Annotated in this window: 24 protein-coding genes and 1 riboswitch; of the genes, 16 read left to right on the top strand and 8 right to left on the bottom strand. The window is 45.8% G+C overall.

Translation table 11 applies throughout. The annotated features are described in order from the left end of the window. Positions 1 to 2: 2 nt before the first annotated feature. Both DFP81_RS14695 and DFP81_RS14700 read right to left on the bottom strand, forming a co-directional pair. Complete coding sequence (locus tag DFP81_RS14695) at positions 3 to 392, bottom strand: YraN family protein (RefSeq protein WP_115898662.1); 390 nt, start codon at positions 390 to 392, stop codon at positions 3 to 5. Next, positions 343 to 2,184: a penicillin-binding protein activator gene (locus DFP81_RS14700; RefSeq protein WP_115898663.1), complete on the bottom strand. Its 1,842-nt coding sequence runs from the start codon at positions 2,182 to 2,184 to the stop codon at positions 343 to 345. Before DFP81_RS14700 ends, DFP81_RS14695 begins: the two co-directional genes overlap by 50 nt. A 32-nt stretch (positions 2,185 to 2,216) precedes the next feature. On the opposite strand from DFP81_RS14700, the gene rsmI reads away from it, so the two are divergent. The 8 genes from rsmI (at position 2,217) to DFP81_RS14740 (ending at position 10,553) form a co-directional block, all read left to right on the top strand. Then, positions 2,217 to 3,077 (top strand): 16S rRNA (cytidine(1402)-2'-O)-methyltransferase, encoded by an 861-nt coding sequence (gene rsmI, locus DFP81_RS14705; RefSeq protein WP_181903112.1) that lies wholly within the window; start codon positions 2,217 to 2,219, stop codon positions 3,075 to 3,077. A gap of 88 nt (positions 3,078 to 3,165) precedes the next feature. Then, a riboswitch (TPP riboswitch) is annotated at positions 3,166 to 3,270 on the top strand. A gap of 185 nt (positions 3,271 to 3,455) precedes the next feature. After that, positions 3,456 to 5,393, top strand: a complete 1,938-nt coding sequence (gene thiC, locus DFP81_RS14710; protein WP_115898665.1) for a phosphomethylpyrimidine synthase ThiC — start codon at positions 3,456 to 3,458, stop codon at positions 5,391 to 5,393. Positions 5,394 to 5,400: 7 nt separating this feature from the next. Beyond that, positions 5,401 to 6,840: a thiamine phosphate synthase gene (gene thiE, locus DFP81_RS14715; RefSeq protein ID WP_115898666.1), complete on the top strand. Its 1,440-nt coding sequence runs from the start codon at positions 5,401 to 5,403 to the stop codon at positions 6,838 to 6,840. Continuing rightward, entirely contained in the window at positions 6,833 to 7,042 is a 210-nt protein-coding gene (gene thiS, locus DFP81_RS14720) for a sulfur carrier protein ThiS (protein ID WP_181903110.1), read from the top strand. Before thiE ends, thiS begins: the two co-directional genes overlap by 8 nt. A gap of 1 nt (position 7,043) precedes the next feature. Beyond that, complete coding sequence (locus DFP81_RS14725; protein WP_115898667.1) at positions 7,044 to 7,820, top strand: thiazole synthase; 777 nt, start codon at positions 7,044 to 7,046, stop codon at positions 7,818 to 7,820. Then, on the top strand, positions 7,817 to 8,980 hold the full coding sequence (gene thiH / locus DFP81_RS14730; RefSeq protein ID WP_115898668.1) for a 2-iminoacetate synthase ThiH: 1,164 nt from the start codon (positions 7,817 to 7,819) through the stop codon (positions 8,978 to 8,980). Before DFP81_RS14725 ends, thiH begins: the two co-directional genes overlap by 4 nt. 119 nt (positions 8,981 to 9,099) lie before the next feature. After that, positions 9,100 to 9,525, top strand: coding sequence for a secondary thiamine-phosphate synthase enzyme YjbQ (locus DFP81_RS14735; protein ID WP_115898669.1), 426 nt, complete (start codon positions 9,100 to 9,102; stop codon positions 9,523 to 9,525). Positions 9,526 to 10,073: 548 nt separating this feature from the next. Further along, positions 10,074 to 10,553, top strand: coding sequence for a Spy/CpxP family protein refolding chaperone (locus DFP81_RS14740; protein WP_245959183.1), 480 nt, complete (start codon positions 10,074 to 10,076; stop codon positions 10,551 to 10,553). A 54-nt stretch (positions 10,554 to 10,607) separates the two neighbouring features. Here DFP81_RS14740 and DFP81_RS14745 read toward each other — a convergent pair whose 3' ends face one another. The 3 genes from DFP81_RS14745 to DFP81_RS14755 all read right to left on the bottom strand — a co-directional run bounded on the left by DFP81_RS14745 (position 10,608) and on the right by DFP81_RS14755 (position 14,813). Continuing rightward, the gene (locus tag DFP81_RS14745) at positions 10,608 to 12,230 is read right to left on the bottom strand and encodes a BCCT family transporter (protein WP_115898671.1); all 1,623 of its coding nucleotides are present in this window, start codon (positions 12,228 to 12,230) and stop codon (positions 10,608 to 10,610) included. Positions 12,231 to 12,323: 93 nt separating this feature from the next. After that, a complete protein-coding gene (locus DFP81_RS14750) occupies positions 12,324 to 13,448 on the bottom strand; it encodes a mandelate racemase/muconate lactonizing enzyme family protein (protein ID WP_115898672.1) in 1,125 nt (374 codons plus the stop codon). A gap of 9 nt (positions 13,449 to 13,457) precedes the next feature. Next, positions 13,458 to 14,813 carry an FAD-dependent oxidoreductase gene (locus tag DFP81_RS14755; protein WP_115898673.1) on the bottom strand — a complete coding sequence of 452 codons (1,356 nt, stop codon included), beginning with the start codon at positions 14,811 to 14,813 and terminating at the stop codon, positions 13,458 to 13,460. A gap of 141 nt (positions 14,814 to 14,954) precedes the next feature. Between DFP81_RS14755 and DFP81_RS14760 the strand changes: the two genes are divergently transcribed. Continuing rightward, positions 14,955 to 15,608, top strand: a complete 654-nt coding sequence (locus DFP81_RS14760) for a GntR family transcriptional regulator (RefSeq protein WP_115898674.1) — start codon at positions 14,955 to 14,957, stop codon at positions 15,606 to 15,608. A 68-nt stretch (positions 15,609 to 15,676) separates the two neighbouring features. Here the strand turns inward: DFP81_RS14760 and DFP81_RS14765 are convergent, their stop codons facing one another. Continuing rightward, complete coding sequence (locus DFP81_RS14765) at positions 15,677 to 16,096, bottom strand: DoxX family protein (RefSeq protein WP_115898675.1); 420 nt, start codon at positions 16,094 to 16,096, stop codon at positions 15,677 to 15,679. A gap of 115 nt (positions 16,097 to 16,211) precedes the next feature. On the opposite strand from DFP81_RS14765, the gene DFP81_RS14770 reads away from it, so the two are divergent. Beyond that, positions 16,212 to 17,117, top strand: a complete 906-nt coding sequence (locus DFP81_RS14770; protein ID WP_220343014.1) for a LysR family transcriptional regulator — start codon at positions 16,212 to 16,214, stop codon at positions 17,115 to 17,117. Between the two features lie 81 nt (positions 17,118 to 17,198). Here DFP81_RS14770 and aroA read toward each other — a convergent pair whose 3' ends face one another. Together aroA and DFP81_RS14780 are read right to left on the bottom strand one after the other, a co-directional pair. Then, positions 17,199 to 18,476 (bottom strand): 3-phosphoshikimate 1-carboxyvinyltransferase, encoded by a 1,278-nt coding sequence (aroA, locus tag DFP81_RS14775; protein ID WP_115898677.1) that lies wholly within the window; start codon positions 18,474 to 18,476, stop codon positions 17,199 to 17,201. Positions 18,477 to 18,537: 61 nt separating this feature from the next. Further along, positions 18,538 to 19,431 carry a MurR/RpiR family transcriptional regulator gene (locus tag DFP81_RS14780; RefSeq protein WP_181903111.1) on the bottom strand — a complete coding sequence of 298 codons (894 nt, stop codon included), beginning with the start codon at positions 19,429 to 19,431 and terminating at the stop codon, positions 18,538 to 18,540. 210 nt (positions 19,432 to 19,641) lie between these two features. On the opposite strand from DFP81_RS14780, the gene alc reads away from it, so the two are divergent. The 6 genes from alc (at position 19,642) to DFP81_RS14810 (ending at position 26,060) form a co-directional block, all read left to right on the top strand. Next, positions 19,642 to 20,628 carry an allantoicase gene (alc, locus tag DFP81_RS14785; RefSeq protein WP_115898679.1) on the top strand — a complete coding sequence of 329 codons (987 nt, stop codon included), beginning with the start codon at positions 19,642 to 19,644 and terminating at the stop codon, positions 20,626 to 20,628. A gap of 8 nt (positions 20,629 to 20,636) precedes the next feature. Then, the gene (locus tag DFP81_RS14790) at positions 20,637 to 21,164 is read left to right on the top strand and encodes an ureidoglycolate lyase (RefSeq protein ID WP_115898680.1); all 528 of its coding nucleotides are present in this window, start codon (positions 20,637 to 20,639) and stop codon (positions 21,162 to 21,164) included. Positions 21,165 to 21,289: 125 nt separating this feature from the next. After that, positions 21,290 to 22,189: an aldo/keto reductase gene (locus DFP81_RS14795; protein ID WP_115898681.1), complete on the top strand. Its 900-nt coding sequence runs from the start codon at positions 21,290 to 21,292 to the stop codon at positions 22,187 to 22,189. 286 nt (positions 22,190 to 22,475) lie between these two features. After that, positions 22,476 to 23,843: a DUF4856 domain-containing protein gene (locus tag DFP81_RS14800; RefSeq protein WP_115898682.1), complete on the top strand. Its 1,368-nt coding sequence runs from the start codon at positions 22,476 to 22,478 to the stop codon at positions 23,841 to 23,843. A 30-nt stretch (positions 23,844 to 23,873) separates the two neighbouring features. Continuing rightward, positions 23,874 to 24,905, top strand: a complete 1,032-nt coding sequence (locus tag DFP81_RS14805; protein ID WP_115898683.1) for a sterol desaturase family protein — start codon at positions 23,874 to 23,876, stop codon at positions 24,903 to 24,905. Positions 24,906 to 24,995: 90 nt separating this feature from the next. Next, entirely contained in the window at positions 24,996 to 26,060 is a 1,065-nt protein-coding gene (locus DFP81_RS14810; RefSeq protein WP_115898684.1) for a Fe(3+) ABC transporter substrate-binding protein, read from the top strand. Positions 26,061 to 26,075: the final 15 nt, after the last annotated feature.

The raw sequence follows: 26,075 nt of genomic DNA on the forward strand, positions 1-26,075 counted from the left end.
GGTTAAAATACTGCTTTAAGCCAAGTTAAATGTTGAGTGTCTATTGCTTGATCAAACAATATGGCGTCGAAACGACAGGCATTTGTTGATTTATTATTCTGTTGTAACCAGTAATCCGCAGTGAGTCTGATTTTTCTTAGTTTTGACTCACTAAGGCTCTCTGCGGCATTGCCGTGTGATGCGTTGGCGCGAAAGCGCACCTCAACGAACACATAGGTTTTATTGTCTAGGAAAATGAGATCAATCTCTCCCATACGACTGTGAAAATTTCTGTCTATCAGTCGTAGTCCTTGCTGCAAAAGATAGTCTTCTGCAGCTTGTTCGGCTTTCTCTCCATTGTTTTTAGGGGAGTTCCGTTTCTTCCTGGTGAAAAAATTGAGTACTGACGGCATTAACCAAATTTCCTTTTCGGTAAGTCATAATCTCAGGTCGTTTATGGAATATACCATTTTTATCCATGGTAATAATGCCTGTATTAGCAGAAAGTCGTGTACTTTTTAGTTGAACAAACAAAGGGTAGCGGTTGGCGAGCAAATAGGCGTCAGCACCGAGCGCATACAGACGGCGTAAAATATTGGAATCTCTGTCATTTGAAACTTCGTCAAGCAGGCTGCTTTTCTGAGCGATCGCAGGAATTTCCGTGAATAAAATACGCTCAATATCGTTAAAATTAATATTGCGCTCAGGTGGTGTGTCATTCAATGTGCTGCTGGCCAGCATGGGGATCTGCTTCGCAAAGTAATAATCTAAAAGAGGGCGAACCTGCTTTGCATCACTGAGTTTGCCAACAAAAAACACATAGTCTAGATCTTGTCTGGGTCTTGCAACACTGTCAACGCGCTCGCCTGTCCAGCGTTGTACCAGTGCAATACGGCGTTTGCTTTCGTTGACCAGTAACAGTTTTTGTACTGCGTTTTGGCGATCCCGAGACGCATTCTTATAGGATAAGTTTGCTGTCACGCTTATCTTGTCTTGTTTCGCGGCTTGTAAAAACTCATCACTTTGTCTTAACGCCCAAGTACTTTGTGTGCTCAAAATAGCGGCTTTTTTGGCGCCGGCTTGTTTGGCGAAATGGATCAGTTCATGAATATCATCGCTAGAGCCTAAAGAGAAGTGAAAGAGATTTTCTCGATAGCTGTTATTGGCCAGTTGATTGAGTGCAATCACTGGGTGCGGCAAGGTCGACAAGCTAAGGCGTGCTACATTGCTCTTTTTAAGCGGCCCTATAATAACATCGGGATTCAGCTTGTTGGCAGTGGCCAATGCGTCTGTGATATTCGGATAAGCGTCGGTATTGATGATCTCTATATCTGCACGTTTGGTTTTTTGATGGTAATAAGCAGAGAAAAAACCGTCGAGGATAGCTTGAGAGGCGCGTTCTAGTTTGCTGCCCATTGGCAGCATTAGGACAATTTTTTGTGGCGCCATTTCGCCAAGTTTGGCAATGACGCTAAAGTCTAATGGAGGGCTGATTGCAGCCGGGTGTTCAGGGAATTGCGCCTGCCAGCGTTGGAACTGAGTAAGTTGCTGCTCAACTGATAGGGTTTGATTACGCAAAATACTACTGATAGTGAGCCAACCCGCTAAGTCAGCTTGTGGGTTCTGTTTCAGTTTTGCAAGTTGTGTGTCTGTTAGGTTTTGAATAGAAGACCATAACGCGGTTTGGTTGTAGGTTTTGTCATCACCGCTAAGCGTATTTTCTAATGATAAACGCAGGGTAATGGCTTCAGCCCAGTGCCCTGTGTATTCCAAAACCACGGCTTTGGTTTCATTCAGTTGAATTTGATAACCAGGTTCTCTAGCTGAATCAAGTTGATCTGCTTGCCCTAATAGTGCCATGGCCTGGAGGGGATCGTCTAATTTTGCGGCGATCAAAGCTGCCAATAGTAACGCTTTAAATTGAATCCGTGATGATGTGGTAAGGATTTTATCACCCAAACTATCGTGAGCTTGTTGATAGTGGCCTTGTTTGTAAAATTGCAGAGCGTTGTCGTACGCCGACAGCAATTCTTCTGGGGCCTTATAAGGGTGGTAAATACTGTCTGGAACTGTGCTTTCTTGGCTACTAGGCGGTATATATTCCGGTAAAGTGCCTTGCGACCTATTTAAATTCGTCGAGCTACAAGCACTTAGCAGAAATGTACAGACGGTTAATGATATGATGCGAAGATTAATTAGGCTCATAAGCTCATAAAATGACAGATAAAAGAGGCAATATGGTAGCACATAGTTCAGATGATGTGAGGGGGACGCTATACATAGTTGCCACCCCAATAGGCAATCTTGAAGATTTTAGCCGCAGAGCTGAAAAAACTTTACGCGAAGTAGACTATATCGCGGCGGAAGATACACGCCATACACGTCGATTATTGAACCACTTTGGTATTGAAGCGAAACTGTTTTCGATTCACGATCACAATGAGAAAGACAAATCCGAATACGTCGCCACTTTATTGGAAGAGGGTAAAAATGTTGCCCTGGTTTCGGATGCGGGTACGCCACTTATTTCTGACCCAGGCTACCATATTGTGAGCTTTTTACGCGCACGAGGTCTAACGGTGACGCCTGTGCCAGGATCATGTGCTCTGATTGCAGCCCTTTGTGCGTCAGGTTTACCCACCGATCAATTTTTCTTCGCAGGCTTTGTGCCAGCGAAGTCGAAAGCTCGTTGTGATCTATTTGATTCTTGGAAGACGCAAGCCGGCACTGTGGTGTTTTATGAATCAACCCATCGTATTTATGATTCAATTAAGGATGTTGCGAGTGTTTACGGCGATGATGCTCAGCTGGTTCTTGCCAGAGAAGTAAGTAAAACCTTTGAAACCTTTTTGTCTGGTACGGCAACTGAAATCTTGGCGATGTTTGATGCTGACGCTAACCAGATGCGTGGTGAATTTGTCGTAATGCTAAGCTTCACACAAGAAAGCGGTGACGAAAAAGAGCTCGAAGCCATGCGTATTTTAACCATATTGTTGGAAGATTTGCCGGTGAAGCAAGCGGCCTCAATGGCGGCGAAACTGACGGGTGAGAAGAAGAATTATCTCTATAAAATGGCGCTCGAAATGCAGGCTGACTAGCTTGATAACTGCGCTTTAGATTAACCAAATGGTCAAGTCTAATGTTAGCGAAGACTGTTTACATTAGACTAAGACTGAGTATACTCAGCGGCACTTGTCGGAGTGCCATTTGGCTGAGATCGCATTATTAAATGCGGGATCCGCAGAACCTGATCGGGTTAACACCCGCGTAGGAAACAAGAAAGTCTCTATTTTTCTTATCTGCATCAAATGAACTCCTGTGTCATGTGTTGTTTTGATGCTGCATTTTTTCGTCATTTCTAAACACGCCACAGGATTCATCTTATTTGCGATATACCAAACTGAAGCGTTCAGTTTTGTGTCGTGAGCAAGCACCCCAGACAAGCACTTCTCTATTTTTTGTAGTAGGAACTGCTTATGTCAACATCACAGAAAGTCACTAAAAAGAGCCGCGATCAAGCCCGTCTTGATGCAAAAACCTTTATCGAATCGTTACAAGCTAAGCCTTTCCCAGCTTCTGAGCGCATTTACATTACAGGGTCAGATGACACCATTCGCGTACCTATGCGCAAAATTAATCTCACCGATACGCCCATTGGCTCAGACCCAGACAATCTCACTTTCGAGCCAAATGAAGCGATTTATGTCTATGATTGTTCTGGTCCCTATGCTGATCCTGAAGCGACGATTGATGTACACCAAGGCTTGCCTCCAATGCGAGCACCGTGGATAGAGCGTCGTGCTGACACCGAAGAATTACAGGGAGTATCGTCTGACTTTGCTAAATCGCGCTTAAGTGATATTGCGTTAGAGTCGTTGCGTTTTCAGAATCTACTCACAGTACGAAAAGCCCGAAAGGGACAATGTGTGACGCAAATGCATTACGCCAAGCAAGGCATAGTGACGCCAGAAATGGAATACATCGCCCTGCGTGAAAATCAGAATCTGGACGCCATAAAAAGTGAGTTGTTACTTAAACAGCATCCAGGGCAAAGTTTTGGCGCTAATATTCAAACTCGTATTACCCCTGAGTTTGTTCGAGATGAAGTGGCCGCCGGTCGCGCTATTATCCCCGCCAATATCAACCACCCAGAAAGTGAACCAATGATTATCGGGCGTAACTTCTTGGTCAAAGTGAACGCGAATATTGGTAACTCAGCGGTCACTTCTTCGATTGAAGAAGAGGTAGAAAAACTGGTTTGGTCTACGCGCTGGGGCGCCGACACTGTGATGGACTTATCCACTGGCAAAAACATTCATGAAACCCGTGAGTGGATTTTGCGCAATTCTCCTGTGCCAATCGGTACCGTGCCTATTTATCAAGCGTTAGAAAAGGTCAATGGTGTGGCAGAAGACCTGAATTGGGAGGTTTTTAAAGACACCTTGATTGAGCAAGCAGAGCAAGGCGTGGATTACTTTACTATTCATGCTGGAGTGTTGCTGCGTTTTGTACCAATGACGGCGAAGCGTCTAACAGGCATTGTTTCTCGAGGTGGTTCTATCATGGCGAAGTGGTGCTTGGCGCATCACCAAGAAAGCTTTTTGTATGAGCGTTTTCGCGACATTTGTGAAATCTGTGCGGCTTATGATGTGTCTTTGTCGTTGGGCGATGGGTTGCGTCCCGGGTCGATCATGGATGCCAATGATGAAGCTCAGATGTCAGAATTACGCACCTTAGGAGAATTGACCAAGGTCGCTTGGGAATACGATGTGCAGGTGATGATCGAAGGGCCTGGTCATGTGCCTATGCAGTTGATTAAAGAAAACATGACGGAGCAGTTGGAACACTGCCACGAAGCGCCGTTTTACACCTTAGGGCCATTAACCCAAGACATTGCCCCAGGCTACGATCATATTACCTCGGGTATCGGTGCTGCGCAGATAGGTTGGTACGGCTGTGCCATGTTGTGCTACGTGACACCCAAAGAGCATTTGGGTTTGCCCAATAAAGAAGATGTAAAAGAAGGCTTGATTACCTACAAAATTGCCGCCCATGCGGCGGATTTAGCCAAAGGTCATCCAGGTGCACAAATACGTGATAACGCCCTTTCTAAGGCACGCTTTGAGTTCCGTTGGGAAGATCAATTTAACTTAGCGCTTGATCCAGAAACCGCGCGTTCCTATCACGATGAAACATTGCCACAAGCGTCCGGTAAAGTGGCGCATTTTTGCTCAATGTGTGGGCCTAAGTTTTGTTCGATGAAGATCACCCAAGAAGTCCGTGACTATGCAAAAGGGCTTGAGGAGCAAGCCGCAGAGCTGGATGCGCAAACAGGAATGCAGCAGATGTCAGACCAGTTTCGTGAGCTAGGTAGTGATGTTTATTTAACCACAGATAAGCTTTCTCAGAAGTAGGAGTGTTATGAATTCACTTCCAGTGATTTGGCAGGTTGGCTCATGCCAGCCTGCCGCTGGTGATTTATTAGCGGCCTTAAACGCGACAGAGAAGGGGCTAGGTTGTGTGATGAAGCAGATTCATGCTTTTCAACACACCGACAGTGGCGTCACCGCTTGCTCATTTGCCGAGTTTGATGACCAGTGGCAAAGCTTACTGATGAGCGCTATGCCAGATGTTATTTATGTGCATGGCTTAGTGTCCCGCGAGCTTGTGGTGTGTTGCGCTAAATGGCTACGACATATTAAAGCCCAACTGCCGAGCATCAAGGTGATATTAAGGCTTGATGCCGCGTTTGCGGAGCAAACACAAACAACCGCGGCGTGTTTTGTCTCAGAGTTAAGCGCTAGTGCGGATCTAGTAGTCACGAAAAAAGACCATTTAGCACAATGGCTTGATAATTTAGAAGGGTCATCAGACAAGGCGATACAGCGTGCTTTACAACCGATGTTCTCTTTATCAAAAGCCCCTTGGTTGTTGCTGGATGAGCTGCCGGGTGTTGGCTTTATTAGCCAGCATCAAGCTCTTAATTTTTCACTTTGTGCTGAGGCTTCGTTCCTTACGCCAATAGATCAGAATATACGCCTGTTATCGCTGGTGTGTTTTTTAGCCCATGGTTACGATGAGTTGGATGCCATTACGATGGCGCAATCTTATCTGGCAAGTCATCTTGATGAGTCAGCCTCATGGCCAAATAACACGCACTATTTGCCGGTTATCAGCACAATAGAGACGCCTTGCTTGGAAGATAAGTGTGCCAGCTTATCATTTGCGGCCATTGATCTTGAGAAATTCGGCTTGTACCCGGTTGTAGATTCCATTGAGTGGTTGCAGCTGGTGTTAGAAAACGGCGCGACCACTGCGCAATTGCGCATCAAAGACCCTCATGAGCTGACCCTAGACAGTCAGATCAAAGAAGCGGTCGCACTCGGTCAACGGTATCAGGCTCAGGTATTTATTAATGATTACTGGCAGAAGGCCATCGAACACGGTGCTTTTGGTATTCATCTGGGTCAAGAAGATTTAGCAGTGGCAGACTTGGAAGCCATTGCTCAAGCAGGCTTGGCGCTCGGTATCAGTACTCATGGGTATTTTGAAATTGCCAATGCAATGAAGATCAATCCCAGTTACATCGCCTTAGGGCATATTTTTCCTACCCAAACCAAAGACATGCCTTCGCAGCCACAGGGTTTGGTGCGTTTAGCTTTGTATGCGGCTCTGTTAAAAGGGCGGTACCCAACGGTAGCCATAGGCGGTATCAGTGCCCAGCGAGTGGCGCCAGTGCACAAAGCCGGGGTCGATAGTGTGGCCTTGGTCACCGCTATAACGAAAGCGGCCAACCCAGAGCAAGCTACCCGGGAGTTATTGTCTTTGTATCAAACAGAAAAGGCGCTGGTGCATGAATAACGAGATAACGCTTTATGTCAACGATCACCCCTTGTCGTTGGTTGGGACAACATTAGCCGATTTACTGGAGCAGCTTGATAAGCCCACTCAAGGTATTGCTGTGGCCATTGATCACGAGGTCGTGCCAAAAAGCAGATGGGCGACGACTTTGTTGGCAGACAATATGAATGTGTTTATTTTTGAATCCATCGCAGGAGGTTAGCATGTCACCTTTAATGATTGCAGGTCATGAATTTCAATCACGGTTATTTACCGGTACCGGGAAATACGCCAGTGCTGATGCGATGATGGCATCGATCAGTGCCAGTGGCAGTGAGCTTGTCACTTTGTCCCTACGACGTATGGATTTGAAGCACCAAAGTGACAATATTCTTCAGCCCTTGCAGCAGCATGGTATTAAATTGCTGCCTAATACCTCTGGTGCCCGAACGGCGAAAGAGGCGATTTTTGCTGCTCAACTGGCACGCGAAGCGCTGCAGACAAACTGGGTTAAGCTCGAAATTCATCCAGATCCACGCTATTTAATGCCAGATGCGATCGAGACTTTAGCGGCAGCTGAAGCCTTGGTTAAACAGGGGTTTGTGGTTATGCCGTATGTGCATGCAGACCCAGTGTTGTGTAAACGACTGGAAGAAGTTGGCTGCCAGTGTGTGATGCCTTTAGGGTCTCCTATTGGCTCTAATATGGGCTTAGCCAGCAAGCCGTTTTTGGAAATTATCATCGAACAAAGCCAAGTGCCTGTGATTATCGACGCTGGCATTGGTGCACCATCGGATGCTGCATTGGCCTTAGAAATGGGGGCTGATGCGGTGTTGGTGAATACCGCAATGGCGGTGGCGCAAAACCCAGCACAAATGAGTTTGGCGTTTAAAATGGCGGTCGAGTCAGGGCGCCTGGCGTACGAATCTGGATTAGGGGAAAAACGCCAGCAGGCCGTCGCCTCCAGTCCGTTTACCGATTTTATTGGTAGCTTGTCATGAGTCATGCTAGCCCGATACATATTTGCTCTCAAAGCCCAGAAGTAGAGGGGCAATTTAGTGCAGAGTTAGCGTCACAGTCATGGCAGCAAACAACCCAGTTACATACCGCTATGGGGGAGCCTGAAGTGCTGCGAGCGTTGGCGAAGACACGCCTCGATATCAATGACTTCGCCGCGCTTATCTCACCGGCTGCGGAACCTTATTTGATGCAGATGTTGGCCAAATCGGAGCAACTAACAAAGCAGCGCTTTGGTAATACGGTGAGCTTGTTTGCGCCACTTTATTTATCGAATACTTGTGCAAACGAATGTACTTATTGTGGCTTTTCCATGAGCAATGCGATCAAGCGTTTGACCCTCAACGAAGGGCAGCTTGCCAATGAAATTGCGGCCATCAAAGGCAAAGGCTTTGACAGCATTTTATTGGTCACAGGTGAGACAAACAAAGTCTCCATGCCCTATTTTGAGCGCATGGTTCCGCTCATTAAGCCACACTTTAGTCAGCTTTCTATGGAGGTGCAGCCGTTAGAGTCTAGCGAGTATAAGAGGCTGCAAGAAATCGGCTTAGACGCGGTGCTGGTGTATCAAGAAACCTATCATCGTAAGACCTATTTAGAACACCATCTACGGGGTAATAAGTCCGATTTCAATTATCGCCTCGACGCCCCTGACCGTATCGGTCAGGCAGGTATCCATAAAATTGGATTAGGGGTTTTATTGGGACTGGAAGACTGGCGCACGGACTCTTTGATGATGGCTAAGCATTTACGTCATTTGCAAAAACGTTATTGGCGCAGTCGGTTCAGTGTCGCGTTCCCGCGTATTCGTCCCTGTGCTGGTGGCATAGAGCCTAAGTCGGTGATTTCTGATCGTCAGCTGGTGCAATTAATTGCGGCTTGGCGTTTGTTTGATGCCGATCTGGAAATGAGTTTATCAACGCGAGAGTCGGCGCAATTTCGAGACCATGCTGTGCGTATGGGGTTTACCACCATGAGCGCAGAGTCTAAAACTCAACCTGGTGGTTATGCCGATGATGCTCAGCAAGCATTAGAGCAATTTGAAATCAGTGATGAGCGATCAGTAAGTGAGATTGCCAATATGATCCGTCGCCAAGGGCGGGAGGTCATTTGGAAAGATTGGGACCCAGCATTGAGTCATTGAGCCATCTGCTTTTTTATTCATGGTGCGTAATAGTATAGGATAGCCCCGTGTACTGCTCTCAATGAAGCCAGTATGTGGGGTTATTTTTTTGTCTTAAGTCATCATCAGCAAGGTTGATTATGTGGTATCAGAAAGAGCTTATTCTGCCAGCAAAGCCAAGAGGTTTTCATCTCATCACAGAGGATATTATCCGAGCGATTCCAGAGTTGAAATCGATAAAAATCGGCCTGTGTCATGTGTTCATCCAGCATACCTCAGCGTCTTTGACCATTAATGAGAACGCGGATATCACGGTACGAGAAGATTTTGAAAGTTTTTTTAACCGGACGGTGCGCGAAGGGGAATCCTATTACCGCCACAATTATGAAGGTGATGATGATTTGCCTGCCCATATAAAGAGCAGCCTTCTTGGTGCCAGTGTGCAGATACCGATTAGCAATGGCCGTTTCAACATGGGGGTTTGGCAAGGGGTTTATCTGGGCGAGCACAGAGATTATGGTGGTCAGCGCTCACTTCTTATTACCTTACAAGGAGAAGCGTTATAGAGGTCTATCTTCTACTAACCCTTGTATCCTGACGCTATGGCTAAAAATCCATTGAAATAAGTGAGATAAAGGAGTCGCCCTGACGTCCGGCTGACAAGATTTACTCTGTGATATCATCGCGCTGACACACAATGACATAAAGTCGTTCTACAATGATTTCATCTTAGCAAGTTTGTTCTCTTCCCTAGAGCAATGCAATGATATGTGTAAGGCTGTTACCTGAGGATGATGCAGATAACAGTTGAGTCTTAAAGACGATATGTTTAGTGATAATCGTTGAGTGTTGCCTCGGCTGTAAAAGGTCGGGGCTTTTTTTATGTGGTATATAGGTTTTTGATACCTGTTACATGTCTCTTATTCGCCAGAATCTGAATGCTTGCCCATCTATGCGTTCGGCTAATATTCTGCGTTGTGCTATTGCTAGCGGTCTTTTACAGTCTAATGACAAGATTAGCATCTTCTTCCTCCGTCTTTGGTAATGCTTGGCGTATTTATCGCCATAATGAAAGGCACTAATTCAGTAACTAAGGGCGTAAGGAGTCATGATGATGAATCGTAGAAAAGTGGGTATCTTGGGTGTGATTGGTTTGAGTGCCGCTATCATGGCAGGCACAGCAACAAGCGTTCTTGCAGACACACAGAAACCCTTGCCAAAAGCCCATAATGCCGCGCCAACTACTGAACAAATTGCTGATAGTATGGCGTCTGATATGGCGAAAAAGCTTAACTTGAATGCGGCAACAGAAAAGAAAGTCGCGCACTTGTTTAAGACCGATGGTCAAGATATTCGTCAATTGCAAATGAAGCTAAGTGAAAAACGCCATGAGTTAAATAGCCTGTCACCCAATGATAAAGGCTATATGAAAAAGGTTGATAAATTGGCCAGTGAAAGTGGCAATATCACCGAAAAACTCACCATTGAATACGCTAAAAGTCGTGCTGATTTATACGCACTGTTAACGCCTAAGCAAATCAAAATATTGGAAAACTATGGTAAACAAGCGCCTAACTCCGCGAAACAAAGTTAGTCGTAAGTCGGATGCTAAAAACGGCCTCTTTATGAGGCCGTTTTTGTCTCTGGATTAGACGTTTTTGACTTTGTTTAAGGGAGATACAGAAGGTGCATCCGCTGTTGTTTCTACGGTTTTTGTTTGTGCTAGCTTGTGCATTGCCTGAATTTCCAATGACGTTAGATGGCCATAATCTTCTTTCATATAGCCAAATACCTTGTAGAGCATAAAGCCGGTAAGCATCAATAGCGGGATGGCGAAAATTAAGATCGCAGATTGCATTGAAGAAACAGGGGCATTGACACTAATAAACACCGCAGGGATGGCGACTATCATCAAACACCAAAATATTTTTAGCAGGGTTGAAGGATTGGCATTGTCATCCAGTTTTTTCTGAGTGTTGCAGGCGACGGTAAACACAGAACCATCCATAGTGGTAATGAGCAGTAGAAAAGTAGAAATGATAAAAATACTAAGGATGACGGAGGATAATGGCAAGGTGCCTAAGGCATTCACAATGGCGAGACTGGCTTGCCCGTCTGATACCATTTTACTAATCTCTACTTTACCATCTAGTTGAGTTTTCATCATAAATGACCCCACCACAGAGAATAGCAAAGCGATACCAGCAGTGCCGCCACCGACCATGCAGATAATCACTTCTCGAATGGTGCGCCCTTTGGATACCTTGGTGACGAAAATGCACATTAACGGGATGAATATCATCCAGTATGCCCAGAAATAAGCCGTCCAAGATTGTGGGAACTTAGCTTGATTGATGGCGTCAGCGTACAAGCTCATCTTGACAAAGTTCTGTCCCCAAATAGCTAGAGACGAGCTGGTATTTTCCAGAATGAATTGAGTCGGGCCAAAAAAGAAAATATAAGCGGCAAGACCTGCTACAAAATAAGCACCGTAGCTACTGATCTTTTGCATGCCTTTTTCTATACCCAAAAATGAACTTGAGATTAGTAATACTGCGACAATAAAAATCATCGACAGTTTCAGTGTGAGCGTATCTTGGATGCCAAATAGTAATGCCACGGCGGCTGAAATAATCGGTGCGCCCAGTGCCAATACAATAATTAAGCTGAAAACCACGGCAATCGGGTAAACGATATCAATCGTACGACCGATGATTTTAGCCACGATAGGGTTTTTGATCATCGAGATAACTATGTCGCTCAATTTCAGCGAGCGATGCTTGCGAATATAATAAGAGTACATAACAGGGATGGCGGTAACCGCATAGATACACCAGGCGGTAATGCCCCAGTGGTGCATGCTGTAAGTTACGGCCCATTCGGCAGATTCAACCGAGCCTGCGGGCATCGCAAAGGGCGGCGTTTTAATATAGTAGGACCACTCCAGAAAGGCCCAATATACCGTGCCGGAACCGACGCCAGCCAACGCCATCATGGCAATGTAGGAAAAGGTTGAAAATTCAGGTTTTTCATCGCCCATGCGAATATGGCCGTATTTTGAGAAGACAAAATATGCGGCAATCATAACTAAACCAAAAGCATACCAAAGTATAGGTACACCAAAGCTTTCAGAAGCTAGGGTGAATATTTGTCCAGCGATATGAATCGCTGCATCAGGGTGGGATAGAAAATAGGCGGACACGGCGCCGACTATCAATAATGAAACCAAAATCGCCACGCGGTCGAGATTACTGTTTTTTATAATTGTCATAATGTTTTTCCGACGTTGCACTGATATCTGTTTGGAGCAGCAGTGCTTAGTTTTTTAATGATCATTAGATCTTATTGTTTTTGTTTTGATTTTTTACTCGAAAACATAGTGTGCAATAGACGCTTCTTTTACTGCCTCCCAGTCCATTTCAATGCCCAAGCCATTGCCCTCTGGCGCATAGACATAACCGTCTTTTGCGGTGCGTATGGTAGTTTTTGACGCCAGCTCAAAGCTCTCGTAAGGGTAAAATTGTTCGAAGTATTTGCAGTTGTGGTGTGCCAAGGCAACGTGCAAATTGGCTGCTTGTGTCAAGGTGTAACCCATGCTCTGAATTTCTAAGGTTTTAGAATGGCCTTCAGCAATAGCAAAACACTTATTAAGCTGGGTGATTCCGCCGCACACAGTGGCATCTTGTCTGACATCAGACCATAGGTCATTAGACAGAGCGTGAGTGACTTCTTGCAGTGTTAACAAGCAGTTACCGTGGCTGGAAATTTCCAGATCGGTGTTTTTAACAAGGCGTTGGTAGGTTTTATAGTCATAATCGGAGACAGGGGCTTCTAGCCATTCCCAATCATAACTTTCTAATAACTTGGCAATTTTCATTGCCTCTTTTGGCGTATAAAAAGTCGCTGTATCCAGCATGAAGCGAATATTGCTATGCCCATAAAGACGCTGTATCTCAGTGACCAGTTGTACATCTTTTTCATATACGCAGTAGCAATGCAATTTGATGGCTGTGAAACCTTGAGCAATGCAATCATCAATGAATGGGAAGTATTCTTCGACTGTGCTGAACATAGGGGAAGAGGCATAAGACAGGATTTTATGACGCGCCCCACCTAATAACATGTACAGTGGCATGTTGGCTTTTTTGGCTTTGATATCCCAAGCGGCGATATCAATGGGGGATTTAGCAGGTAGGCCACCCCATGAACAGCGGTCTCCTAGCCATTGGCTCAACGCTTCTGTCATAAGAGGGTTTTTGCCAATTAAGCCTGGCACTATGGTTCTCATTGCTTCAATAATACAGCGGTCAAAATCATTTTCTGTGTAACTAATGGTGGCCCCAACGCCTTCGATGCCGTCTTGCGTGATTAGGCGCACAATATTATTGGTATACAACAAGGGTTCTTGGTTATCTGCCCATGGAATAGGGGGTGCATTACGGTCTGCTACCGCATAAAGTTCCACCCGTTTGATTACTGTGCTGTTCATAACTCCTCCTTACAGCGCGCTGCCATTTTGTTTCATTACTGCCGCAATTTCTTCGCCATTTAGGTCCCGGATGCGACGTTTTTCGTTCATTGCCTTGACGACTGCGACCCCTGCAGCGTGACCATACTCAAAGCATTGAGCGGTGACTCTGGCAGAAGCGAGCGCTTCATGCTCGGCACTTAAACAACGGCCGGCAACAATAATGTTTTCACCCACAATAGGGATAAGTGTGTTGAAGGGGACGTCGTAATAATCGTCGAGTAACCAATGTAATTTCGGACGATCACCAGCGTGCAATTCAATGGGCCAAGGTGTACGACAAATGCTATCAGAGCGTTTTCGGCAATTCACAACATCGTTATTGGTGAGCATTTCTACCCCTACAATGGAGCGAGTTTGCCGGATCCCCACTTCCACGCCAGTGTCTACCACATAGACATTTTCACAACCAGGGACAAAGTTTTTTAGGAAGCGAGTGTATTCACGAACTTGACGACGGCCAAACACTTCTGCTTCGGTAAAATCTTGAGGGTCGATGACGTTCAACATGCGACCATCTTGTCCGGCTAGTCGAGTGGCATTGACCATTAGTTCATTAGGGCGAGTGGTTGGAAACATCCAAATTTTATGGCGAGGAAGGTCATACTCTTTAGATTGGTTGGCTTTAATAATGTTTTCAGTCACTTTCGGTGGGCAGATAGTGTCATCGCCGTAATAATCCAAATAGCGCTCAAGGTCGATGCCGCCGACACGGAAAAACATAGTAGGGTTTTGAATCTTACCTTGGTCGCCATAAAAATAGTCCATTCCGGCGCGGGCAATCAGCGCGGCATCACCTGAAGCGTCCACAATCATGTTGGCCATAATAATGCTTTGACCAGCGTTTGATTCAATGACCACACCTTGGAAGGTTTCTCCAGACATGATGACTCCCACTACGGCAGTATGAAAAAGGACATTAACCCCTGCCGCTTCGAGTAAATCGTCGGCCACTTCTCGCCACACTAAAGGGTCATGGGTGACGGTGAAGGTTTTACCGTACTTTTGTGGTTCTGTAACGCCATTCTTGGCTTTAAGAGCACGGCGGAATGTTTCCGTAAAGCCAAACACGACTTGCTCGGGCGCTTTTTGCGCATCATCGGTGGCTTTGTACATGCCACAAATAGTACCGGAGAGCCCGGCGACGGCAGCGCCACCACAAAAACCATATTTTTCAATTAACCAAGTAGATTTGTTCGCTTGCCCTGCGGTGACGGCAGCAGCAACTCCCGCTGCACCGCCGCCAATAACCAATACATCGAGGTTGGCAAGGACTGGAAGGTCTGGTTTTTGTTCATAACGATGAACTATTTTCCAGTTTTTCATAACGACCTCTAAATTTAATATGTCAGTGAAATACAACTGATATATCAGTTGTATGTTTGTTAATATACACTTTATTTTCTGTGGTACAATATTTAATCTGACATTTACAAGTCGAATGACCTAAGGTGCTAGGCGATAAAAATGCAAGTCAATAACCAGACAAATAAAACCGACGTGGCTTATAACCAGCTAGAAAGAATGATTATTTTCCGTGAGTTAACGCCTGGTAGCATGGTCAGCGAAAAGCAACTAGCAGAAAGTTTAGACTTAGGCAGGACGCCGGTACGTGAGGCGCTACAGCGTTTATCTTACGAAAGAATGGTAGAAATACATGCGCGTAGAGGCATACAGATCCCGCTCATTTCAGTAGAAAGTCAGCTAAAGATTCTTGAGATACGCCGTGATATTGAGGCGTTATGCGTGAAATACGCCGCAACGCGAGCGTCGATTGCTGAAAAACAAGAAATGCAGATGCTCGCGCTGAGTTTGCAAGAATGTGCGGAACAAAAAGACGACTACCGATATGCAGACTTACTGAAGCAGACTCATAAGTTATTGGTGAGTGCGGCACAAAATGAATATTTGCAATTGGCTATGGCGCCTTTGCAGGGGTTGTCTCGGCGATTTTGGTTCGCTTTTAAGAATGATTCATCTGATTTGAAGCAAGGCGCAGCGCTGCATTCTGCGGTATTAAAGGCGGTGTGCCATACAGATGTGGAAGAAGCGATAGCCGCTTCTCATCAATTAAATGACTATCTTACCGATGTCGCGTATCGAGCTATCCAGTCTCGTTAAGGACTTTATCATCTTTTCAATAACGTTAAATGGCCCCATGAAATAGGCTTTTCTGGGGCCTTTTTTATTTAGCGAGAGGAGATAGGTGCTTTTTTGCCTCGTCCCCATAGTACGAGCAAAGCCAATGAAATATACACAGCGTTCACTGGCAGTACGTTGAACTCTCCTCGCGATGAATGAAAGCAGATGGCGATCAATTGCAAAAGAACGCAGACCGCCGCAATGACGGTTAAGCGCGGAGCAATGCGTGTGAGGGATGGTAATATCAGTCCTAGGCCGCCGGCAAAATCAACGAGACCTAAAAAATGTACAAATGACAGAGGGTATTGTCCTGTCCAAGGCATCATTTCCGATAGTTGGTCGATAGGAATCATGGTTTTCATGACGCCGGCCATAACAAATACCCCAGCACCCAATAACTGGAAGATCCAAATGCTGATATTTAATGGTTTTGAAACTGTGTTGGGTGTAATTGCTGTACTAGACATGCTTTTTTCTCTGTAAAGTGGGTTCAGTTGGTATCAATGGGCGCTAGTATGCGAAGGCATTACATTTAAAAAAATCGGATATTTTCGAATAAGACATTCAATTAATATGACCAAGATGAACGCAATAACATTGGATCAGTTTTCTGTTTTTATGACGGTGGTGAAAGAGGGCAGTTTTGCGGCGGCGGCACGAAAGTTACATCGCGTTCAGTCTTCTATTACCTATACGGTGCAAAAATTAGAAGAGCAAAGTGGCGTGGTGCTTTTTGATCGTTCTAGCTATCGGGTCTCTTTAACGGAAGCAGGCTATGCATTATTGCCTAGAATTAGTCGAATTTTAGAAGATTTCGCCGAGTTTCAAGTGCAAACAGAAACCATGACCCAAGGCGTAGAAGCAGAGCTTACCTTGGTGATAGACAATTTTTTATCTCTGTCGGTGATGACTCCCGCGTTAGAGAAATTTAAAGTCGCCTTCCCAAAGGTTCAGTTACGAATTAACACTGCTTGGGCTCAAGACGCGGTGCAGCAGCTAATCAATGGGGAAGCGGATTTAGGCGCGTTTTTTGGCAATAAGAACTTACCAGCAGAGTTAGAGTATGAGGTCATAAAAGACATTGATCTGGTTGCTGTCGTCGCTCCGACGCACCCATTAGCACAGCTGCCCCCCGATATTTCACGGGATGAATTGCGCGATCATTTGCAGATTATTGTGTCGAACCCTAAGTCGTCACGTGACTCCCCTGCGTTTGGTATTGTTGGGGTAAATCAATGGCGCGTAAATGAATCACGTCTGCGCTATAACTTGATTATGGCGGGTATAGGCTGGGGAAGTATGCCAAGGCCAATGGTGGCTGCCGAAATTGAGCGAGGTGAATTGGTTGAGCTGAAGCCGGCTCGTTGGGACTCTTCTGATCGCATGGCCAAAGTGGCTGCGGTGGTCGCAAAATGCCGTAGTAAAGCGATAGGTCCAGCCGCGACCTTCTTACGTAATGAAATTGCAGCGGTAGCAGAAACCAATTAAGACAGCTAAAAGTGGGTGTTGCTTGCTGGTCACTAAAGTAGTGTGCCGCCCGAGCCTTTCTAAGGTGCGGGCGGCTTACTATTAGCTGGCTACCGTGTTGAACAACTCAAAGTAGGTCGGGAAGGTTTTTGAGGTACAACCTGGATCATTGATGGTGACTGGCGTGTCAGAAAAAGCAACCAGTGAGAAGCACATGGCAATGCGGTGATCATTGTAGGTGTCGATTGCCGCATGGTTTAGGGTGGCGACAGGCGTCACTGTAATAAAATCTTCCCCTTCAACCACATCGGCGCCGAGCTTTTTCAGTTCAGTTGCCATGGCGTACAAACGGTCTGTTTCTTTTACTCGCCAATTATAAATGTTACGAATGGTGGTTGGGCCTTTAGCAAACAAGGCGGTAGTGGCAATCGTCATGGCCGCATCTGGAATGTGATTCATGTCCATATCGACGCCATTTAGCTCATTGTGTTCTGCTTCAATCCAAGTGGGGCCATAAGTGATCTTGGCACCCATTTGAGCAAGCACATCGGCGAATTTAACGTCACCTTGAACGCTGTCACTGCCAACACCATGTACTTTGATCTTGCCACCTGCGATGGCTGCAGCGGCTAAAAAGTAAGATGCAGAAGAGGCATCCCCTTCTACCATTATTTCGCCTGGACTCTGGTAAGTTTGTTGGCCTTTTACCACAAACGCTTGGTAGTTCTGGTTTTCGACCTCGACACCAAACTGTTTCATCGCATGCAAGGTGATGTCGATGTAAGGCTTAGACACCAGCTCGCCGTCGACTTTAATGGTTAAATCACCTTTGGCTAGTGGTGCACTCATCAACAGAGCGGTTAAGAATTGGCTAGAAATATTACCTTTGATGGATACTTCACCGCCCGCTAGGCCATTGGCTTTAATGCAAAGAGGCGGATAGTTTTGTTCACCTTCATAGCGAATGTCGACGCCTAATGTTTGTAACGCGTCAACCAAATCACCAATAGGACGCTCGTGCATGCGGGGTTCGCCATGCAAATGAAATTCCCCTTCACCTAAGCAAAGAGCCGCAGTCAACGGGCGCATGGCAGTACCAGCATTGCCTAAGAATAAATCACCAAAGTCTGCCTTGATTGGCCCACCAAGCCCTTCCAAAATACAGCTAGTGCCTTGATCTTCTAAAGAATAGTTAACCCCTAACTGTTTTAAGCTGGCCAGCATGTGTTTGATGTCGTCACTGTCTAGTAAGTTAGTGATTTTGGTCGTGCCTGTGGCCAGGGTTGCCAGTAGCAAAATACGATTTGATAGGCTTTTTGAGCCAGGAATTTGAATTTCGCCATTGGCGTGAGACAGGGGGCCAAGTGTGATTGAGTTCATTATAAGGTCCGTTAGATGTTTACATGTTTTTGTGTGCTGACAATGGGTCACGCACCGCTGTTTATTCGTTATCGCTAAAGTCGTCAATCAGGGCGCCATTGTTAAGGGCTGCCATGTCGAGTTCATTGAGCGTTTGATAGGCATTTTCGATCGTTTGAATGCGCTCATTAGCGCTGTCATAACTTTCTTGATAAACACTGCTTGCGAGCATGCTGATTAGGTTCATTACACTGGCGTAGGAGTCAAAGGCAGAAACGCCACGTACGACACAAGGAAAGTGTAAGTCACTGATTTCATGAGGGTTAGCGTCTGCGTGATCAGTAATGTAGAGTAACCGGAGGCCTTTTTGGCGTAGGCTAATCATGACATTTTTTAACCAAGAGGGGCGACGTCGTACGCCCATAATGATGATCACATCTTCACGAGTAAAGCCTGCAATTTCTTCGCCTAAGGTCTGTCCAGGCAGCGGCAGTAATTGTACTCCTGAGCGACATTGAGTGAGTTGTTGGCGAAGGTGTAAGCCCAATGCATGGTTGTTGCGATAGCCAATAATATAGACCTTGTCAGCACGGCTAATCCAGCGTACGGCTGTTTGGTAATCTTGGCTATTAATGGACTCCAAAGTGCGACGGATATTGCTTTGATCGCAGGTCACATAATCCTGAAAAAGCGTTGAAAGCGAACGGTTTTCTGGCTGTTTTTCAGCAATAGGGGTCCCCCAGCGACGGGCGGCTCGAACTTGTTTTTTGACTTCGCTGAAGTCTTTGTAGCCCAAGCGCTGTAACAAGCGGGTGACGGCGGATTTAGAGACATCAGCCAGCTTTGCAAGCTCAGTAGCAGAATACGTTGCTATATCACCCTGGTGATTCAAAATGCAGGCCGCTAGCTTCTGCTGAGTAGGCGAAAGCTGGTCATAAATAAGCTTAATTCGTTGTTCTATAGATTGGTCTTGCATCTTTTGAGTCATAGTAATTCGCGAATAAACAAATAATGAAGGAAAACGCGGCGACAGGGAAGTCTTTACGCCAAGTTAGTGCTTGATTCGCCATTTAAAGATCCAAAAATTTTATCTTTTATTATTCTGAAACAGATGTATTATCAATATATTGTTAAATCATAATTTGTCCAGAATAGCGTTTGTTCTGTGCGTCTGTAAGGAGTGTTCATGTCTCAATCTGTTGCCGTTTGGCATGGTGTTAATCTAGCGTCAGAGCGACTGGGTGCAAAAGCACTGTATGCCAATGATGACTTTTTCGCCCCCAAAGAGAGGATGTTGCAAGACAGTGATCCGGTTTTTATCGCCGGTAAATACGATGAGAATGGTAAATGGATGGATGGCTGGGAAACTCGCCGAAAGCGTGAGCAAGGCTATGATTATTGCGTTGTTCAGCTGGCCGTATCCGGGCGGATTAATAAGGTTGAGATTGATACTCGCCACTTTACTGGTAATTATGCCCCAGCGGCAATGTTAGAGGCTTGTCGTTGTTCTAGCATGCCAACAGAAGAGACCCAATGGACCGCGATTACTGACACGGTTGCGTTAGAAGGAAACAGTCAAAAGTGGGTGGATATTGCCAGCAATGAGGTTTATACCCATGTCCGTTTGAATATTTATCCTGATGGCGGCGTGGCTCGGTTACGGGTATACGGTCAACCAGAAGTGGAGTGGCAAGGGTTAGAGGGGCAAGCTGTAGACCTGTTCGCGATGGCTGTAGGAGGGCATGCCATTGAGGCGAACGATGAGCATTTTGGTAGTAAGCATAACCTTAATTTACCTGGCAGAGGCATCAATATGGGGGATGGCTGGGAGACTCGCCGCCGCCGTGAGCCTGGCAATGATTGGGTGATATTAGCCTTAGGTCATCGGGGTGAAATCGATGAGGTTATTATCGATACGGCTTATTTTAAAGGTAACTTTGCTGACGCTTGTTCTATTCAAGTTGCCGATGTTGGCGCTTTACCAGAAACGACTTTGGCCGCGCAAAGTTTGTATTGGCAAGAGTTATTACCAAAGTCCAAGCTAGGAGCAGACCAAGAACACAGGTTTAGGGAAGCGTTAGCGAAAGTTGGGCCAATTACCCATTTACGGGTCAATATTTTCCCTGACGGGGGGATTAGCCGGATTCGTGTGATCGGTAAACCAGTTTTTTAGGGGGAGAGATGGTACTTATTCCAGAACCATTAACAGCGAAGGCATTTGCCCCTTTTGGGGATGTCATTGAAGCCAATGAGGCTGCAAGGTCTTTCCTAATTAATGGTGGGACCACAGAACGCTTTCATGATTTGGCGGTGGTGACCGCCGAAGCGGAAGGGCAAGCCGGACATGAAGCCGCCCGAGTTGGTATTAGTGTATTTCGTGGGCAAGCTAGAACTTTCCCGTTAACCATTGGGATGCTCGAAAGACATCCGAAAGGGTCGCAGGCCTTTATGCCGTTACAAGACCAGGCTTATTTTGTGGTTGTTGCCCCTCAGGGCGAGAACGATAAGCCTGACCTTGGGGGCTTAAGGCTCTTTTATGCGAGTTCAAAACAAGGGGTGAATTATCATCAGGGGACTTGGCATCATCCGTTGTTGGCGTTATCCGATAATGCTGATTTTTTGGTTGTAGATCGTATTGGTGGCGGCCCTAATTGTGATGAATTTTTCTTTCCAGATGATGACCCAATTACAATTGATGCGGCTCTATAACGTGTGCTGATGTGTGGCATCGTAAGGTATTCAAAGGAGCAGGAATCGGCGGTAGGCATTTGCGGTGAACAGGAGATGGCTTAGAATATAGGGATGTTTTCAAAAATAAGAAAGGAAGTTCTGTTATGCGCCATCAATACCATCCGTTAGGGTTTGAGGGATCTCGAATTGCTCAAGGCTTCTGGCGTTGTCTAGAATGGCAAATGTCACCAGCGCAACGCTTGGGGTTTATTGAGGCTTGCTTAGCACTGGGTGTCACCACGTTTGATCATGCGGATATTTATGGTAAATATCAGTGTGAGGCTCTGTTTGGCGAGGCATTGGCTTTAAAACCTGCGTTACGAGATAAGATGGAGATAGTGACTAAGTGTGGCGTGCGAATGCCCGCGGAGCATCGTCCTGATATTGCATTGCATCGATATGACTACCGCAGTAAGCATATTATTGACAGTGTGGATGCTTCATTAGCGGCTTTACAATGTGACTATATAGACACCTTATTACTGCATCGTCCCAGCCCATTAATGGATGCGGATGAAGTGGCTCAAACACTCGACTACTTATTTACACTGGGTAAAGTAAAACATTTTGGTGTGTCTAATTTTACCGCTTCCCAGTTTGATTTATTACAGTCTCGTCTTGATGCGCCTTTGGTTGTGAATCAGTTGGAGTTGTCGCCACTGGCTCTACAGCACTTTTTAGATGGTACGCTAGATCATGCACAGCAACATGCGGTAACGCCGATGGCGTGGTCTCCTTTTGCTGGAGGGGCGTTATTCACAGGAACAGATGAAAAGACAGTAAGGGTACAAGCTGTGCTGAAAACCATTGCGCAAGCACATGGAGTATCACAAGACCAAGTGGCTATCGCTTGGCTATTGCGCCATCCATCTGGCATTTGTCCTGTGTTAGGCTCGGGAAATATAGAGCGTCTTGAGCGCGCCGCTGATGCGACGAGGCTATTGTTGAGCGATGATGATTGGTTTCGTATTTGGATCGCCTCCCAAGGTCAGCCTGTTCCATAGGGTGTAGTGTCTAATACGGTCGTTTTTAGGCCGTTTAATCAATAGCCGTTTAAGGGTGACTTAAGCGGCTTTTTTGTCTCTGATAGTTTGCCTTTGCAAGGTTTTTTATGGAAAGAGGTAATGTGCATAATAGGTGTAAAAATAAAGTACGTTAGTTGGGAACTTATCTAAATACCTATGGTCAGTTACAAGGTAAAAGAATGGTAATAATAATTACTCGCGTTTGTTATGCGGTTTTTATTGCCACACCATACTTAACTTTTTTTAATCTCACTGGGTAACGGTTATGAAAAAAACAATATTAGCGGCTTTTATTGGTGCGAGCGCATTGTCATTGCAAGCACAGACTTACGATTTTCCTGTGTCACTGCCTGACTATCAGGGAGAGGCGACATCGTCGGTGGCCTATGGCGGTCAAATAGCACGCCATGCATTGCATAATTCCCTGAAAAAAGCATCGAAAAGCGGCGATCTAGCTTTAATGGAAGGGTATTTTTCAAGTAAGCAAGCAGGCTTAGAGATTCTGGATCCAGTGAGTAAAAAAGGCTTTCCCATAAAGCAATCTCATATTGATGAACTGGCCACTGGCAAAGACCTAATGTCGAGTGCTTATCCAGGCATTATTACTGGCTGGCCTGGTAATCTAACGGGGCAAGAAGTACTTCAGCAGATGGTGACCAATGCGGCTAAAACAAAAGGCGGTTATGATCCAGTCAATGGGTATGATTATACTCAGCTCATTTCAAAGTTTGCCATGGGCGCGGTGTTTTATAACAAAGCGGTAAACGATTACCTCGATGAGAAACTGGCGGCTGATGTGAAGCCAAACGATAAGCCTTATCGTGAAGGCGCACCTTATACTGGTAAAGAGCACGTTTGGGATGAAGCTTTTGGCTACTTTGGTGCACCGGCGAATAGCTTAGCTTTGACTCCGCAAGAAGTGCTACAGATTGTGAAACAGAACCCTGAATATCTTGCCGAGGCGGATGCCAACCAAGATGGGGTGGTGGATTTAACCACAGAGATGGCTTTTGCCCATGCATATTATGCGGCAAGCATTGATGCTAGCGGTAATACAGACTACTTCCATACTATTGTGCAAGCCTTTGTAGATGGCCGTAAACTGATCCAAAATGCGCAAGGAAAAGCATTAAGTATCACGCAGCGTGAAGCGTTAAAAGGTTACGCCAAAGTGATCGCAGATGCTTGGCAACAAGTGATCGCAGAAGCGGCGTTTAAATACGCAGGCAGTGTTTATCAAGACTTGGAAAAATTGGCGATTATCGAAGAAGCGAATGGCGATGTGAAGAAAACCTACCGTAATTATGTGAAGCATTGGGGGGAGTTAAAAGGCTTTGCCTTGTCTTTGCAAGCGGCTGGTCGCGACCTTGGAGCAGCACAGCCTCAGCTTAATCGCTTGATTGGTTTTAGCCCTGTGTTGTTTGGTGATGCACAGGTGGTAGCGGCAAATGGCGAAGGTGGCTTTATCCAATCTGGTTCAATTGCCATGCAAGAATACAAGTTGAACATGATAAAGGTACAAAACCTTCTGAGCGAAAAATTTGCGCTAAATGCCAAGCTGAATGATAAAACAGGTGGCATGGATGATGTGTTGAAACTATTGCAATCGGCCCCAAGTGTAGAGAACGACTAGCCTATTTAAGGTGAATTCGTCTCCTCATTGATGATGGAAGAGTATTCTGCTTGGCTATTGAACGAGCTGTCTTTGGCAGCCCGTGATTTAGTGAATCCAACGAAAAGAGTGTCGCTTTTATATTTTGCGTCGGCACTCTTTTTTGCGTTTGTTTTATTTACCTTGCGGGATAGAAAAAGAGCTTGGCGGCGCATACTACCTCTGTTTCGTCTGGCTACTTGGTGGAGCCCTTCTGCACGGGTAGATTATGGTCTTTGGTTAGGTAACCGGCTGCTTTTCTCACTGTTGTTTCCTAAAGCCATCACGACGCTAGGTGTGGTGACCTGGTTGATGTTTCGCTTGCAGGAAGTCGGTATGTCTGCGTTTCCTGTGGTTATTCCCGATTGGGGGGTCGTCAGCTTATTTTCCGTTTGTTATTTCTTGCTAGATGACTTTACACGGTTCTGGGTACATTGGTTAATGCATCGTTGGCCATGGTTATGGGCTTTTCATCGGGTGCACCATAGTGCGACACAATTAACGCCATTTACGGTATTAAGAACCCACCCAGTGGAGGGGGTGTTGTTCTACTTGCGCTCATTGGTGGTTCAAGCCAGTCTAGTGTCGGTGTTTATCGTACTCTTCCCTGGGCAGGTGTCATTGCTCACCGTTGGTGGCGTGTTTGTTACTACCTATTGCTTTAACTTGTTAGGTGCCAATTTAAGACATTCACCTGTGGCGCTCAGTTATGGCAAGCAACTAGAGCGGTGGCTTATTTCCCCTGCTCAACACCAGTTACACCATTCTGTTGACGTGGCGCATTATGATTGTAATTTTGGTGTTGTATTGGCGCTATGGGATCGTTTATTTGGTTGTTTGCAGTTTGCCAGTGACCAGCAAAAATTACACTATGGCAGCGCCTCGAAACTTGATCAAATGGGTGTCTTTGGGCATTACTGGTCGCCGATAGCGTATTTAGCTAAACGCGGCAAACAGTGGCTAAAGAGTCCTGCGGTATGGTGGTCGAGTAGAGTGAAAAAAAACGCAAAATCTGAGCCTAAAGGCTCCAATATCAGTTTGTAGAGCTGGTGTTCAAAATCAGTCTGTATCGGTTCATGCTTGCTTTGTGTCGGTGCTATTTGTGGTATTACTTCAGAAATAAGAGAGTTTAAGATGGCAGTTCATTGGTCTATATTTTCGTCTTTCTCCGCGTCTTCTCGCTTGCCTCACGCAGCATTGGCCGCGTCAATTTTGACGGCTTCAATAAGCGCCTCAGCAGCGCAAGAGGTAAATGTTTATTCCGCTCGTAAGGAAGCGCTGATTAAGCCTATGCTAGATCGTTTTACGGCGGATACAGACATTAAAGTCAACCTAGTAACAGGGTCTGCAGATGCATTATTGCGGCGCTTGCAGGTAGAAGGTTCTGCCAGCCCAGCAGATGTGTTTATCACGGTGGACGCAGGGCGTCTGTATCGAGCTAAAAAAGCCGGTGTCTTACAACCGATTCAGGATGCGGAGCTAGAAGCGACGATTCCTGCCAATTTAAAAGACAGTGATGATTACTGGTTCGGCCTTTCGCAGCGAGCTCGTGTGATTTTCTATAATCCGCAAAAAGTTTCGGCCAGTGAGCTTTCTACTTACGAAGCGCTGGCTGACAAAAAGTGGCAAGGGCGTATTTGTGCTCGATCATCAAGCAATATTTATAATCAATCTTTGGTTGCTTCAATGATTGACGCGGATGGTCAAGCAGCTACTGCAAAATGGCTAAAGGGCTTTGTCGCTAACTTTGCTCGCCCACCATTTGGTGGTGATAGCGACTTACTTAAAGCCGCAGCGGCTGGTGTGTGTGATATCACGTTAGCCAATACCTATTACTTTGGTCGAATGGGAAACAGTGATAAAGCGCAAGATCAGGCGGTTTTCAATAAGCTGGCTATTTTCTGGCCTAACCAGGGTGAAAATCAGCGTGGAGCCCACGTAAATGTTAGTGGTGCTGGGGTAACCGCTGCCGCTGAACATAAGGACAATGCGGTTAAGTTGATTCGTTATTTAAGCAGTCACGATGCTCAGCAGTGGTACGCAGATGTGAACAATGAATACCCGGTGGTTAAAGGCATTAAGGCTCCGGCTGTGTTACAGACCTTCGGCTCTTTTAAGGCGGACTCTTTGTCGTTAAGCGTATTGGGCGATAACAACCGATTAGCGGTTAAGCTAATGGATGAAGCAGGTTGGAAGTAATTTTTTACCCTTTAA

This window comes from Marinomonas pollencensis, assembly GCF_003387375.1.
GTDB lineage: Bacteria > Pseudomonadota > Gammaproteobacteria > Pseudomonadales > Marinomonadaceae > Marinomonas > Marinomonas pollencensis.